Source organism: Rhizobium sp. 05L419, assembly GCF_056397845.1.
Map to the genome: position 1 here is coordinate 1 of NZ_JBFTOF010000015.1, position 13,378 is coordinate 13,378.

Here is a 13,378-nt window from a genome sequence, read left to right on the forward strand (position 1 = left end):
TGCGCGCGGTTCTCCTCACTGTCAGACGTGCGCAGCGTGCTGCCGTCCACCGCATAGCGGGCAAGCCCTCGCCAGGACCGGCCGGATTGATGACGCTCATCCCAACAGGCCGAACTCATGGCAAAGAGCTGCGCCAAGGGCGCTTGGCCCAGGCGCTGTCGGGCTTGCGTCAAAGCGCTCTTGGCAATGTCCGGGTTCACCTCATCCGGCAACACCAGATCAAGATGGGCCACCACCTCCGGGATCGACTGATGACGGTAGAGTGCAAGCGCGATCACCAGCCAGACCACTTGCTCGGCCGGCAGCTTGCGCTTGCGGATGCTGGCCTTGCCTGTAACCGCAAGAGCCCGGGCGATCCAGTCTGGATCAATCGCCCGCGAAAGAGCCGATAAATCGGCAGAATGACCAATGGTGCGCGACATCAAAAACACGATCAGGATGGGAAGCGAATCCCCATCCTGATCGATAAAACTTACCCAAGCCTGCTTAACTGAACCGCATTACCCACGAGGGGGCCTTTGGAAAGCGTGCTGCTCAACTCAGTTGAGACGGCTCTTGACTTCACCGACGGCGTTGCCGAAAAGTTCGGACTGAACCTTGGCATCCGCCTTCTTTGCCAAAATGGTTTCGGCAGCGGCTATCGCCAGGTCGACGGCAGCGGAACGAACCGCCTTCATCGCATCGGCTTCGGCCTGCTTGATCTTCTGCTCGGAAACCGCTGTGCGGTTTGCGACGAATTCCTCCGTCTTCTTCTTGGCCTCAGCGGTCAGCATCTCGGCCTCGCGTTCGGCGGCTGCCAGGATATGCGCGGCTTCCGCTTCGGCTTCCTTGCGCTTGCGCTGATATTCGGCCAGCAGGTGCTGGGCTTCCTCGCGCAGACGCTTGGCTTCCGCCAGCTCGTTGCGGATCTGGTCAGCGCGGTCGTCAAGCGACTTTGCCATCATGCCTGGAACCTTCAGGTATACGACCAGCGCCAGGAACAGGATGAGACCGACAAATGCGAAGAATGTTGCGTCCAATGCAAATTCCATCGATCAAGCCCCCTTCTTTGCCGCTACAACGGCAGCGGCGACGTCAGCCTTGGCGGCATTGCCACCGATCAGCTGCTCGACAACGGCGGTTGCGGTTTCTTCGGCGATCGTCCCGACGTCAGCAAATACCTTCGCCTTGATATCGGCGATGCGGCCTTCTGCAGCCTTGAGCTTTTCAGAAAGGCCTGCCTCGACTGCTCGGCGGTCGGCTTCTGCCTTCGCCTTGGCAGCGTCACGTGCGGCAGAACCGATCGCGTTCGACTTGGCCCGAGCCGTAGCGAGCTCGGCTTCGTATGCGGCAACATCCGCATCGGCTTCTGCCTTCAGGCGGCCGGCCTCGTCAAGGTCCTGAGCAATGCGGTCGTGACGCTGATCGAGGATGCCGCTGATGCGCGGCGCGATGACCTTTTGCATGAGCACGAAGAAGACGCCAAACGTAATCGCCAGCCACAGCAGCTGAGACGCGAAAGTCGTCGAATCGAAAGGCGGAAAGACACCGCCATGGTGTTCGGCTGGCACGCCGGTTTCGGTGTGGACCTCGCCTGCGGCCGGGGCGGCATGCGCGTCTGTACCGGTAGCTGCACCAGTTTCTGCGGTTCCCGCCGGGGCTTCTTCAGCGTAAGCCGGGGTCACAAAAAACATGCTCACCTCCAGGTGTACTGCAAATGCAAAGGATCACGGCTTGCGGGTCGCAGGCCGTGATCCTTCAGTGCGCCTGACTTAGACGGCGAAGAGCAGAAGGAGAGCGACGAGCAGCGAGAAGATGCCCAGAGCTTCCGTAACGGCGAAGCCGAAAACCAGACGGCCGAACTGGCTGTCAGCGGCAGACGGGTTGCGCAGAGCGCCGGACAGGTAGCTGCCGAAGATGTTGCCGAGGCCGAGAGCCGTGCCGGCCATACCAAAGCAAGCCAGGCCTGCACCGATGAACTTTGCTGCTTCCGCTTCCATGTTGAACTCCTTTGAAATGGTTGTGTTGCGGCGAATTGACTGACGCACTTCGGCGTCAATGTCGGTATCCCTTAGTGGCCACCCGGATGGATCGCGTCGTTGAGGTACATGCAAGTCAGCACCGCAAAGACGTAAGCCTGGAGGAAGGCGACGAGGAACTCGAGACCGGTCAGGGCGACCGTCATGATGAGAGGAAGAACGGCACCGCCGATACCCACCGCACCCAGCGCTCCAAGCGAGGCAACGAAGCCCGCGAACACTTTCAGCGTGATATGGCCGGCGAGCATGTTCGCGAAAAGACGAACGGAGAGCGAAATGGGCCGGGACAGGAACGAAATGATCTCGATGGAAACCACCAGCGGTAGGAGCAATCCGGGCACCCCTTGCGGGATGAAGACGTTCAGAAAGCCGAAGCCATGCTTGTAGAAGCCGTAGACGAGCACTGTGCCGATGACGAGCAGCGCCAGCGCGAATGTGACGATGATCTGGCTGGTGATCGTGAAGAAGTAAGGGAACATGCCGAGAAGGTTCGCCGTCAGGACGAACATGAAAAGCGAGAAGACCAGAGGGAAGAACTTCATCCCCTTGGTGCCTGCACCTTCCTTCAGCATACCGGCGATGAACTCATACGACATCTCGGCAACGGACTGCGAGCGGCCCGGCACGATCGCGCGGTTCGACGTGGAGAAATACAGGAAGCCGGCAGCGACGGCTGCAGATGCGACCATGAAAAGCGATGCATTCGTAAACGAGAAATCAATTCCGCCGACTTCGATCGGCACAATCTTCTGGATCAGGAACTGATGGGTCGGATCGTTAGACACCGCTTGTTCTCTCTATCTTTGGCCCGCTTGACACGGGATTTCTGCACTGGACCAAGCGCCGGAGCGCTCGGCCCTATTTCTTTTCGTCGTCGCGATCGGCCGGTGTCGGTGTCGCCACCTTTCCAGCCGCCCGCATAACGTTCAACACGCCGGCCCCGAATCCAAGAAGAAGAAGAATCATCAACCCCCAAGGCGCCGTGCCGACAAAACGGTCGAAGACATAGCCAAGAACAGCGCCGACGACGATTGCGGAAATGAACTCGCTCGAAAGCTTCATCGCCTGGGCATAGCCTTTGCGGCTCACCTCGGCGCGGGCTTCGTCAGCCTCGTCCTTCCCCGCCTCTAGGCGCTTGGTTGCGAGTTTCGCTCCCAATTGCGCGCGGCGCTTCTCAAGACTTTCCTCACGGTCATCCGCCATGTTGCTCTCCTCCGCTTGTCGCTGTCCGCAATCCCGCTACCCCGGTCTTCAGGACAACGACCCCAAGGTTTGAGAACCTTCCGGCCCGTTTTGAAGTCGCGCGCAACATAGTTTTAGCAAAAAGCATAGTCAAGGCGTTGGCGACTTCTGTCCAGCCATAAAATAGGTTAGCAAAAACATATGCTTAGGTCACGTTTTGAGCCATTGCGCAAATTCGAAGGAAAGAATCCGCTTTGGGGAGCGTTTATCCGGCCTGAAATCGGAGCCGGATCGACGATTTGTCAGCTCCAGCCCCCGCCATAGGTGCGGTAAAAGACGTGCAGACCGATGCGACCGACCTTTTCCATCGTCCTTGCCCATGTCGGACGGACATAGACGGCATGATAGTGAGTCGCCGAGCCGACTTGGGGCAGCCAGATCTTGCCTGCTGTTACGGCCATCGCAACTTCGCGAGCAATCCGCCAATGATACTGCGAATTCACCCGATCCTTGATGTTGTCGCATGCGAAGGAAAACTGGCAGCGATTGCGCCAGTCCTCGTTCTGATAGACGACGCCGCAGATCGTCTTCGGATAGGCCGGATTGCGCACGCGATTGAGAATGACCTGTGCGACGGCGGCCTGCCCCTTCACGGTTTCGCCACGGGCCTCGAAATAGATGCCGGATGCGAGACACTGCTGTTCGGTCGCCGAAAACACGGATGGCGCCAGCACGCTCGCCGCCCAGGCGTGATCATGCGGACCGATCTGCGGGACGAACCGGCCATCGTCGGCCTTGTCGGTCAGAATGGAATCAAACGGGGACTGGCGTGAATAATCGGGCGCCGGGGGGGCGTAGGCGACGGCCAGAACGTCGGCCTTTTCGCTGGTCACGAGGCCCGCCAGCATCGGCGAGACACCACGGTCCTGCTTCGGCGGCTCTTTCTTATAGAAGTTCGTTGCGATCTGGATTTCCTTGCCCCTGATCTTCGGCTTCACGAAGGCTGACTTGTCCTTGAGATCGAAGGTCGGCTGGAAGAGAAGCCGGGTGCGCTGGAGGATCGAACCTGCGGAAAAGTCTCTGGGCGGCTGCACCTGCTCGACGGCGACCACCCTGCCCTTCTTGGAGCGGCGATTGACGCGGTCTTCATCGGGCGTCGCTTCATGCCCCTTGTCCTTTGCCATGAAGGCGACCTTGCGGCCATCGGGCAGAATCATGCCCGCACCGGAGGCAATCGTGCTGGTCACGATCGGATCGGAAAAGGCGAGTTCGGCCTGGTGGATCGATCCGGCCGGGGAGTTGGTCAGCACCATGCGCCAGTTTTCTCGCCCCTGATCGAGGCCGGCTAGCAATGCCGCCAGGTCGGCGTGCGATGCCGTCGCGGGGAACATCAGCCATCCGCAGACGCCGAAGAGAGCGGGTGAGCTCCAGTTTTGAAGCAAGAGACGCAGCTTGCCACGGGAACGGCTATTTGGACGCAACACCAGACTCCGGCATGAGACGCATGAACATGCCATTGAAAATGTCTCATTAACCTTGATGCTTGGTTAATGCAGTGGTCCTATTTGATCCGCCGGGTGCCAGGCGGCCGTGAAAACGCAAAGAGCCCCGCCAACATGATGGCGGGACTCTTTGAAGGATGATCTCTTTGAACGCCGGTCTTTGAAAGACCGTGCGCCTCAGATGATGACGTGCGAGCCGAGCTCGACCACACGGTTTGCCGGCAGTCGGAAATAGTCGGACGGATTGGCCGCCGCGTTGGCAAGCGCGATATAAAGACGATCCTGCCAATAGGGCATCCCCGACTTCGCATCCGGCACCAGTTTGCGGCGGCCGAGATAGAAGGAAGTCGACATGATGTCGAACTTCAGCCCGGTCTTGCGCAGGGTCGCAAGCGCCTGCGACACGTTCTGCGATTCCATGAAGCCGAACAACAGCTCGACGCGCGAGAAGCGCTCGGAAATCTGCTCCACCTTGTAGCGGTCTGCGCTGGGAACGCGCGGCTTGTTGACCGTTCGGATCGTCAGGATCACATTCTTGTCGTGAAGGACATGGTTGTGCTTCAGATTGTGCAGCAACGCAGCCGGCGCGGACTCCGGATCGCTGGTCAGGAAGATCGCGGTGCCCGGGACGTGCGCGGGCGAGTGATCGCTCTTGCGCTCGATCGAGCTCACGAACGATGCCAGCGGGATATCCGTATGACGCGTCTTCTCCATGAGCAGCGCCGAACCGCGGCGCCACGTCCACATGATGATAGTGAACGCAGTCGCGATCAGAACCGGAATGTAACCGCCGTCGTGGATCTTCAAGAGGTTCGCACCGAGGAAGATCATTTCAAGCGCGAGCAGAGGGGCAAGAGCGATCGTCGCAACCGGGATCGACCAGTTCCAGCGCACGCGGACGAACTCGAAGGCCATGATCGAGGTGACGACCATCGCACCTGTAACGGAGATGCCGTAGGCCGTGGCCAGGGCGTCGGATGTGCCGAAGCTGATGACGAGGAAGATGACGCCGAAGAAAAGAACGGTGTTGACCGACGGCAGGAAGATCTGCCCCGTGTTCGTTTCAGACGTGAAGAGAATTTCCATCCGCGGCAGGAAGCCGAGGTTGATGCCCTGGCGCACGAGCGAGAAGGCGCCCGTTATGACGGCCTGGCTGGCGATAATGGTCGCAGCGGTCGCAAGAATGACGACCGGCAACAGCGCCCATTTCGGGAACATCAGATAAAACGGATCCGACATCGCCTCGGGATTGCCGAGCACGAGCGCGCCCTGGCCGAGATAATTGAGCGTCAGCGCCGGGAAAACGAGGGCGAACCAGGCCCACTGGATGGGACGACGGCCGAAATGTCCAAGATCGGCGTAGAGCGCTTCGGCCCCGGTCACGGTCAGGAAGACTGCGCCCAGCACGACCACGCCGTAAAAGCCTTCGTGCAGCAGGAAGCTGACCGCATAATAGGGGTTGAACGCGGCAAGGATCCCATAGTCGTCGGAGATATGCGAAATACCGGCTGCGGCCATGACAATGAACCACAGCGCGGTGATCGGTCCGAAATACCGCGCCATGGTACCGGTTCCGCGCGACTGCACGGCAAAGAGAAGGGCCAGAATACACACGGAGATCGGCACGATATAGCCGCTCATGTTGGGGGCCACGAGCTTCAGACCTTCGACGGCCGACAAAACCGAGAGAGCCGGAGTGATCATCGCATCGCCGAGGAAAAGCGCGGCACCCACCAGGCCGAGCAGCATCAGAAATGCCGTGTGCCCATTGGCCGTCTTCATCAGCAGCGCAAGCAGGGACAGAGTTCCGCCTTCGCCTTCGTTGTCTGCGCGCAGCAGGAAGAGTACGTATTTGATGGTGACGATGATGGTCAATGCCCAGATCATCAGCGAGATCAGGCTGATCACCTCAAACCGAGTCAGCCCGTCGATCGCCACAGGTTTCAGGGCCTCGCGAAAGGCGTAAAGGGGGCTGGTGCCGATATCGCCGTAGACGACGCCGACCGAGCCAAGCGCAAGATAAAAGAGCTTGCGCGGCCTCATTTTTTGATCGTGAGAATGGCTGCCTTCGGACATGAAATGAAAACAGGCTCTTCAGAGCCAGCCTTTCCATCGGAAAAAGAAAAAGGGGATGATGGCGGAAATCACCATGAGTCCGAGCGAATAGGGATAGCCCTGGACCCAGTGCAGTTCCGGCATGAGTTCGAAATTCATACCATAGATGGAGGCGACAAGCGTCGGTGGCAAGAAGACCACTGACGCAATCGAGAAAATCTTAATGATCGAGTTCTGTTCGATGTTGATCAAACCGAGAGACGCATCAAGAAGGAAGGTGACATTACCGGCGACAAACGACGAATGCTCGGAAAGCGACTGGATGTCGCGCGAAACCGTGCGGCAGAGTTCCTTCGTGTCGCGGTCCTGCTGAACGGCGGGAATGTTGTAGAAGAACGTCATGAGGCGGGATAGCGAAGCCAGGCTGTCACGAACCTTGCTGACAAGACGATGGTGGCCGGCAATATCGCGCAGCTTTTCCTCAAGATAGTTCGAGGGCTTGCGGACCTGCTTGGCGCGCTCCCCGAACACATGCATCGATAGGATATCGATCCGCGCTACCGATATTTCCAGGATTTCGGCCGTGCGGTCGATGATCGTTTCGAAAAGCTTGGCAAGCAGCGCCGCGCCGCTGCGCCATTGCTCCGGCACGCGGTGAAGCGCGGCTATGAACAAGGCAAAGGACTTCGGATTTGCGTACCGGATGGTCACCAGTCGCTTGCCTGCCAGTATGAAGGCGACGTCGGTCAGCGTCGGTGCCCCGGTCTCAGCTTTCCAGATGAGCGATGCCGTCATGAAGACGGCATCGTCTTCGACATACAAGCGGGCTGACGGTTCAATGTCCTTGAGATCGTCGCGGGTCGGCACTTCGATGGCAAGCGCCTTCTCGATATACAGCTCTTCCTCATGCGTCGGCTCGATCATGTCGATCCACACGACGTCGTTCGGCAAGGCGGGGCCCTGCGATAGGTCACCGAGCTCGATCGACTTGCAATTGGAACAGTATGCCGTGATCACCGGGCGCTTCTCCGGCAATCAGGCCAACGCACGACCATCGCCTTTTTCATCAAAAGCCCTTCCGCTGCACGCCGGCCAGGACGGCGCGCGGGTTATCGGTCTTCGATCCTAACGAAAGCAACTGAAGAAAGGTCATACACTTCCTGTCATATCCCGGCCCGGCCTGGATATGCTTTACGCGCAACGGCATCGCAGTCACCAATCCTTCGACCGACAAGAGAACTCCGAACACGCAGGTGGCGCAGCATCCGGCAACGCCGGATATCATCGAGCATTCGCAAAATCGCCATCATGGCGACGGCGCGCCATATGACGTAAACCTAGACAAGAATCAAGACATCTTACGTGAACTGCGCCGTTTGATCACATTTCCTCCTCAATTGGGAGTCTGGCGGCGCAGGGTGTCGTCACTCGAAAACGATCGCCGGTGCCGGACGCTGCGGCTGTATGCCGAGTTGTTCCCACACCTTGGCTGCGATATCGCGATAAATGCCGGCGACAACGCCGTTCGGCTCGGAAGCGACCATAGGCGTGCCGGCGTCGGATGTCTCGCGGATGCTGATCGTCAGCGGCACTTCGCCAAGGAACGGGACTCCGATTCGTTCCGCTTCCTTGCGGGCGCCGCCGTGGCCGAATATGTCGTATCGTGTGCCGGTGTCGGGTGCGATGAAGTAGCTCATGTTCTCGACGATACCGAGAACCGGAACCTCAACTTTCCTGAACATATTCAACCCTTTGCGAGCATCGATCAGGGCGAGATCCTGTGGTGTCGAAACGATGACGGCGCCTGCCAGGGGCACTTGCTGCGCCATGGTCAGCTGCGCGTCACCCGTGCCGGGCGGCATATCGACCACCAGAACGTCGAGATCGCCCCAGGCGACTTCGCGCAGCATCTGCATCAGCGCCGACTGCACCATCGGGCCGCGCCAGATCATCGCCGTTTCCTCGTCGACGAGGAAGCCCATGGACATCACCTTGAGGCCGTAGTTTTCCATCGGGTTGATGATGCGGCCATCGATCTGCGTCGGCCGGCCGGAGATCTGCAGGAGCCGCGGCATGGACGGACCATAAATATCCGCGTCGAGAATTCCGACGCGCAGTCCGTTCGCCTGCAGGCCAAGCGCAAGATTGACCGCCGTCGTCGATTTGCCGACACCGCCCTTGCCCGAGGCAACCGCGATGATCGCGTTGATACCGGGGACGCCAATCTTGCCTGCGCGCTGCGGCTGCGGGGCGTGGGAGTGGGCGTGATGGTCGTGGCCTGCATGCGCCTGCGGGCGGGAAACGGGCGCTGCCGCCGAACCGGCCTTCTTGTCGGCTGTCAGGGCAACCAATGCGCCCTTGACGCCCGGCATCTCCTTGATGACGCGCTCGGCAGCAAGCCGCAGCGGTTCCAACGCCTGTGCCTGATCCGCCGGAACGGTGACGGAGAAATAGACCTTGCCGTCGGAAATGAAGACGTCGGAGACCATGCCGAGCTCGACAATATTGTGTTCGAGATCGGGGCCGCGCACCGTCTTCAGCGTTTCGAGAACTTGTTCCTTGGTAACGCCGGTCATCCCATCCTCATCGCCTGTTTCGGCAATCTAGATAGAGGAGTGCCGCGGCTTCGCCAAACAAAATCGGCGCATCCTGTGGAACGGACGGGAATGTGGGTCATGCTGCTAGCGGATCCCGTCGCGCCACCAAGTCCGCCGGGCTTTCGCCCTGATGGCGCAACGGGTCTGCTACCAAGCATCAGGGATTCCTAGGGCAGGCTCTTCAAAATGCCAGCTGCAAGGCGCAGATTGTGAATGCCGGGCGTCCAATGCGTGACAAGGCGTATCCAAAATACAACAAACCGCCGCCCGATACCCGTCTCACCGAATGGGAGCGCAGACATCGAACGGCGGCGTGCAGGTCGCGCCGTTTGTACGGCGTCGTTACCAGGTCCCCTCTGGACCGCTGGCAATAGAGAAGCAGAAAACGTGCCAGTTGGGAAGACACCGCGAAAGCTGAAAAATGCCCCTGCGCAACGCCAGGCAACAAACGCTGATTGGCGTAATTTTAGGCTCAGCCTCTCACCTCGCCCGCAATTTAAGCAGGCGTCACTTTATCAATCCGATGCGAAGGGCCTTTGCCACAGCCTGCGTACGATTGACGGTGTCCAGCTTCTTGGTCGCGCGGTTGAGGTAGTGATTGATCGTATGCTCCGACAGGGCGAGGATCTCGGCAATCTCGACACTGGTCTTGCCCGCGGCAGTCCAATTGAGGCAGTCGATCTCGCGATCGGTCAGAGCATCGACCACGCGATTGTCGAGCGTCCGGATCTCGGCAAGCCTGTCGAACACATGGATGGCGATGTAATTCAGCTCACGCATCTCTTCAGCGCCGAAGCCTTCCCGATCGCCTGAAAACGAAATCGCGCCGCGGCAACCTGACGAGTCGTGGGTCGGGAAATAGGCGCAGCACGTCATCCGAAAGCGCTCGAACATAGCGGCGACGATCCCGGCCTTGCCGTCCGAGCGATCCAGCTTGGCTTTCGACAGGTCGTTGAAGAATGGAAGCGTCGATGTGCGCAGCCGCCGCATGACCGGGCTGTTCGTCACCAGGCCTTCGTGGTCATAGGCCGATAGCAGCTCCACCGGCCAATTGGTGATAACCGTATTGCTCTGCAGGTCACGCGCTGTCGCGGAAGGAAGATTGAACACCATGAACGCGCGCGTCCGATACGCTTCGGTCACTTTCTTCATGAATCGAAAAATATCGAACTGGGTATTCAGTCCGGCGACTTCGCTTACGTAGACGTCTACGGAAGACGCTTTCGGCACGTAGGTCATTGGTATGTTTAACTCGAGTTTCTCGGGGATTATTGAGGGGCGGCACGCAATGTCTTACGCCTGCAGTTGCATCTCCGATCACAAGCCGACGGCAGATACACAGCAGGACGGGATTGACAACTTTCAATTGTGATGATTCGTCACAAAATCACAATATCAGAATACTCTTATTTTTGGGCAAAAGATGGTGATGCCGCTCAGCGGCGCGGGCCGAGCCCGATGCGCATGCCGCTCATGATCTTTGCCGCCGTCTGCCGAACGGGAGCCGCCCATTCATTCAACCGCTCCATCGTCAGCCGATAGGCCGGGCCGGTGACGGAGACACCGCCGACGAAGGACAGATCTTCCGACCAGATCGGCGCTGCTACGCAGCGAATTCCGACTTCGTGCTCCTCTCGATCGAACGCGGTGCCATTTCTCCTGATCTCCTCCATTTCCGCCAGCAGCGTTTCGGCGGTTCGCGTGCTCGGCGTAAACCGCTGAAACGTCGCTTCGGCGATCAGCGCGTTCATGCGTTCGTCCGGCAACACGGACAGCGCAGCCTTGCCGACGCCGGTACAATAGACTGGCGAAGCATTGCCGATCTGCGAGTACATCCTGACCGGCTGGCGGCCTTCGACCTTGTCGAGATAGATGACCGACGCGCCACGCAGAACACCGAGATGCACTGTCTCGCCCGTCAACTGCTGCAGGGCATTGAGATGCGGCTCTGCAATCGATCTGAATTCGTTGCGAGCCCAACTGCGTGATGCAAGCTCGAGAAGACGCAGACCGGGGCTATAGCGGCCATCGCTATCAATCTCCAAAAGCCCTTCCTCGACCAGATGGCCGAGCTGACGGTGGAGCGTGGCGCGGGGCTGCTCGCCTGCGGCCAGGATATCGGTGAAGCGCAGCGGTCCATCGGCATGCGTCACAAGATCGAGGAGCACCATCAACTTGCCGAGAGTGCCCGTCTCGCGCCGCTCCATCGTTTCGTTACTTCCGCCGATCATAAGTGTTCCGATGCCTTGACAGGAGCGGCACCATAATCCGATAATTCCACATAGTCAAATTACGTTCCATATAATGGAACTTCCTGCCGGGAGGCAACGGTGACGAGCTTGAGTGCATCTTTTCCGGAGTTCAGGGATCGTAGCGTGCTGGTAACCGGTGGCGGCTCGGGCATCGGCGCAGCCATCGTCGAGGGTTTCGCCAGGCAGGGCGCCAAAGTCGCCTTCATCGATATCGCCGAAACGGAAAGCCGAGCGCTCGCCGACCGGATCTCCCGCGACACCCTGCATCCCGTGCGCTTTCACAGGGCAKACCTGCGCGATATCGGCGCCATGCGCAGCGCAATCGGCGCGATTGTTGCCCATTCCGGTCCGATCGGCGTGCTCGTCAACAACGCGGCGCGAGACGACCGCCATGATTTCGAGACAGTGACGGAAGAATACTGGGACGACAACCAGGCGACCAATCTGCGGCACGTCTTCTTCGCAGCCCAGGCGGCAGCCCCATCCATGCGGGCGGCGGGCGGTGGCGCGATCATCAACATGTCGTCGATCGCGTTTCTCCTGAACATGCCTGAGTTCCCCGGCTATTCGGCAGCCAAGGCGGGCGTGATCGGGCTGACGAAGAGCCTGGCCGGCAGGCTCGGACCGGACAATATCCGCGTCAACTGCATCCTTCCCGGAATGATCATTACCGATCGCCAGATGAAACTCTGGCTGACCGAGGAAGGCATCGCGCGGACCGTCGAGCGCCAGTGCATCAAGAAAGTGTTGCATGCGGACGCAATTGTCGGCCCGTGTCTGTTTCTTGCATCCGACTGTGCGTCCGCGGTGACCGCACAGTCCCTTATTGTCGATGGAGGCATTTTCTGATGACAAACCCCGCTTATGTTGCGGTCGACTGGGGCACGAGCAGCTTCCGGCTGTGGCTGATCAGCGCCGACGGCAGCATCCTTGGCGAAAGCCGGAGCGACGAAGGCATGACGACGGCAGCCAAGACAGGGTTTCCCGCCGTGCTCGCGACCCATCTCGAGAAGGTCGGCGCGCCAGGCACCGCACCCGTGATCGTCTGCGGTATGGCGGGCGCAAAACAGGGCTGGGTGGAAGCCGGATATATCGATGTCCCGACCTCGCTTTCCGCCATTCTCACAGGCGCCGTCGCCGTTCCCGGCCAGAGCCGCGACGTCCGCATTCTTCCGGGCCTGGCCCAGCGTGACAAGGCAATGCCTGACGTCATGCGCGGCGAGGAGACCCAGCTTCTGGGTGCGCTCGGCTCCGGCAGCAAGGGATCGCAGGCCGTCTGCATGCCGGGCACGCATTCGAAATGGGTGCACATCACCGACGGCAACGTCACGGGGTTTTCGAGCTTCATGACCGGCGAGCTCTTTGACGCGATCAGCAAACACACGATCCTCGCGCATGCTGTCGCAGGCGCTGACCAGCTGCCGGCGGACACGGCTGCATTCCAGGACGCGGTTCGCGCCGCCTTCGAGCGTCCCGCCATGGCAACCAACCTGTTCTTCACCGCGCGATCGGGACAGCTGCTGCACGGACTGGCGGCCGCCGGCGCGCAGGCCAGGATTTCCGGCACCTTGATTGGCATCGAGATCGCCGGCGGGCTTTCCGAGACCGGCACGGACGTCAACATCAGCCTTGTCGCGTCAGGCAGGCTGCAGGGCCTTTATGAAGCGGCCTTCAAGACACTATCTCTGTCCTACACAACGATCGATGCCGATACCGCGGTGCGCCGTGGCCTTGCGGCAGCCGCCAATGCCATCTGGCCGAACTGAGAAAGC

General features: G+C 59.7%; 14 protein-coding genes. 2 read left to right on the forward strand and 12 right to left on the reverse strand.

Annotated features, from left to right (window positions below; translation table 11 throughout):
- The 12 genes from AC1DMK_RS18670 to AC1DMK_RS18725 form a co-directional block, all read right to left on the reverse strand.
- A partial coding sequence (locus AC1DMK_RS18670) for a transposase domain-containing protein (RefSeq protein ID WP_477860995.1) occupies positions 1–422 on the reverse strand: 422 nt, incomplete at its 3' end.
- A 117-nt stretch (positions 423–539) separates the two neighbouring features.
- The gene (locus AC1DMK_RS18675) at positions 540–1,031 is read right to left on the reverse strand and encodes a F0F1 ATP synthase subunit B (protein WP_477860997.1); all 492 of its coding nucleotides are present in this window, start codon (positions 1,029–1,031) and stop codon (positions 540–542) included.
- Positions 1,032–1,034: 3 nt separating this feature from the next.
- A complete protein-coding gene (locus tag AC1DMK_RS18680; protein WP_037059748.1) occupies positions 1,035–1,673 on the reverse strand; it encodes a F0F1 ATP synthase subunit B in 639 nt (212 codons plus the stop codon).
- 78 nt (positions 1,674–1,751) lie between these two features.
- Positions 1,752–1,979 (reverse strand): F0F1 ATP synthase subunit C, encoded by a 228-nt coding sequence (locus tag AC1DMK_RS18685; protein ID WP_003588243.1) that lies wholly within the window; start codon positions 1,977–1,979, stop codon positions 1,752–1,754.
- Positions 1,980–2,050: 71 nt separating this feature from the next.
- Positions 2,051–2,803 (reverse strand): F0F1 ATP synthase subunit A, encoded by a 753-nt coding sequence (locus AC1DMK_RS18690; RefSeq protein WP_037059746.1) that lies wholly within the window; start codon positions 2,801–2,803, stop codon positions 2,051–2,053.
- 73 nt (positions 2,804–2,876) lie between these two features.
- On the reverse strand, positions 2,877–3,221 hold the full coding sequence (locus AC1DMK_RS18695) for an AtpZ/AtpI family protein (RefSeq protein ID WP_037059744.1): 345 nt from the start codon (positions 3,219–3,221) through the stop codon (positions 2,877–2,879).
- Between the two features lie 281 nt (positions 3,222–3,502).
- Positions 3,503–4,717, reverse strand: a complete 1,215-nt coding sequence (locus AC1DMK_RS18700; protein WP_051973909.1) for a cell wall hydrolase — start codon at positions 4,715–4,717, stop codon at positions 3,503–3,505.
- A 162-nt stretch (positions 4,718–4,879) separates the two neighbouring features.
- On the reverse strand, positions 4,880–6,778 hold the full coding sequence (locus tag AC1DMK_RS18705) for a potassium transporter Kup (RefSeq protein WP_037059741.1): 1,899 nt from the start codon (positions 6,776–6,778) through the stop codon (positions 4,880–4,882).
- 18 nt (positions 6,779–6,796) lie between these two features.
- A complete protein-coding gene (gene corA / locus AC1DMK_RS18710; protein WP_477861001.1) occupies positions 6,797–7,774 on the reverse strand; it encodes a magnesium/cobalt transporter CorA in 978 nt (325 codons plus the stop codon).
- Between the two features lie 407 nt (positions 7,775–8,181).
- Entirely contained in the window at positions 8,182–9,333 is a 1,152-nt protein-coding gene (apbC, locus tag AC1DMK_RS18715) for an iron-sulfur cluster carrier protein ApbC (protein WP_037059736.1), read from the reverse strand.
- Between the two features lie 528 nt (positions 9,334–9,861).
- Positions 9,862–10,593 carry a helix-turn-helix transcriptional regulator gene (locus AC1DMK_RS18720; RefSeq protein ID WP_037059734.1) on the reverse strand — a complete coding sequence of 244 codons (732 nt, stop codon included), beginning with the start codon at positions 10,591–10,593 and terminating at the stop codon, positions 9,862–9,864.
- Positions 10,594–10,790: 197 nt separating this feature from the next.
- Entirely contained in the window at positions 10,791–11,585 is a 795-nt protein-coding gene (locus AC1DMK_RS18725) for an IclR family transcriptional regulator (RefSeq protein ID WP_477861002.1), read from the reverse strand.
- 108 nt (positions 11,586–11,693) lie between these two features.
- On the opposite strand from AC1DMK_RS18725, the gene AC1DMK_RS18730 reads away from it, so the two are divergent.
- The gene (locus AC1DMK_RS18730) at positions 11,694–12,455 is read left to right on the forward strand and encodes an SDR family NAD(P)-dependent oxidoreductase (protein ID WP_477861137.1); all 762 of its coding nucleotides are present in this window, start codon (positions 11,694–11,696) and stop codon (positions 12,453–12,455) included.
- The gene (locus AC1DMK_RS18735; protein ID WP_037059730.1) at positions 12,455–13,372 is read left to right on the forward strand and encodes a 2-dehydro-3-deoxygalactonokinase; all 918 of its coding nucleotides are present in this window, start codon (positions 12,455–12,457) and stop codon (positions 13,370–13,372) included. Before AC1DMK_RS18730 ends, AC1DMK_RS18735 begins: the two co-directional genes overlap by 1 nt.
- The last annotated feature ends 6 nt before the right edge of the window (positions 13,373–13,378 follow it).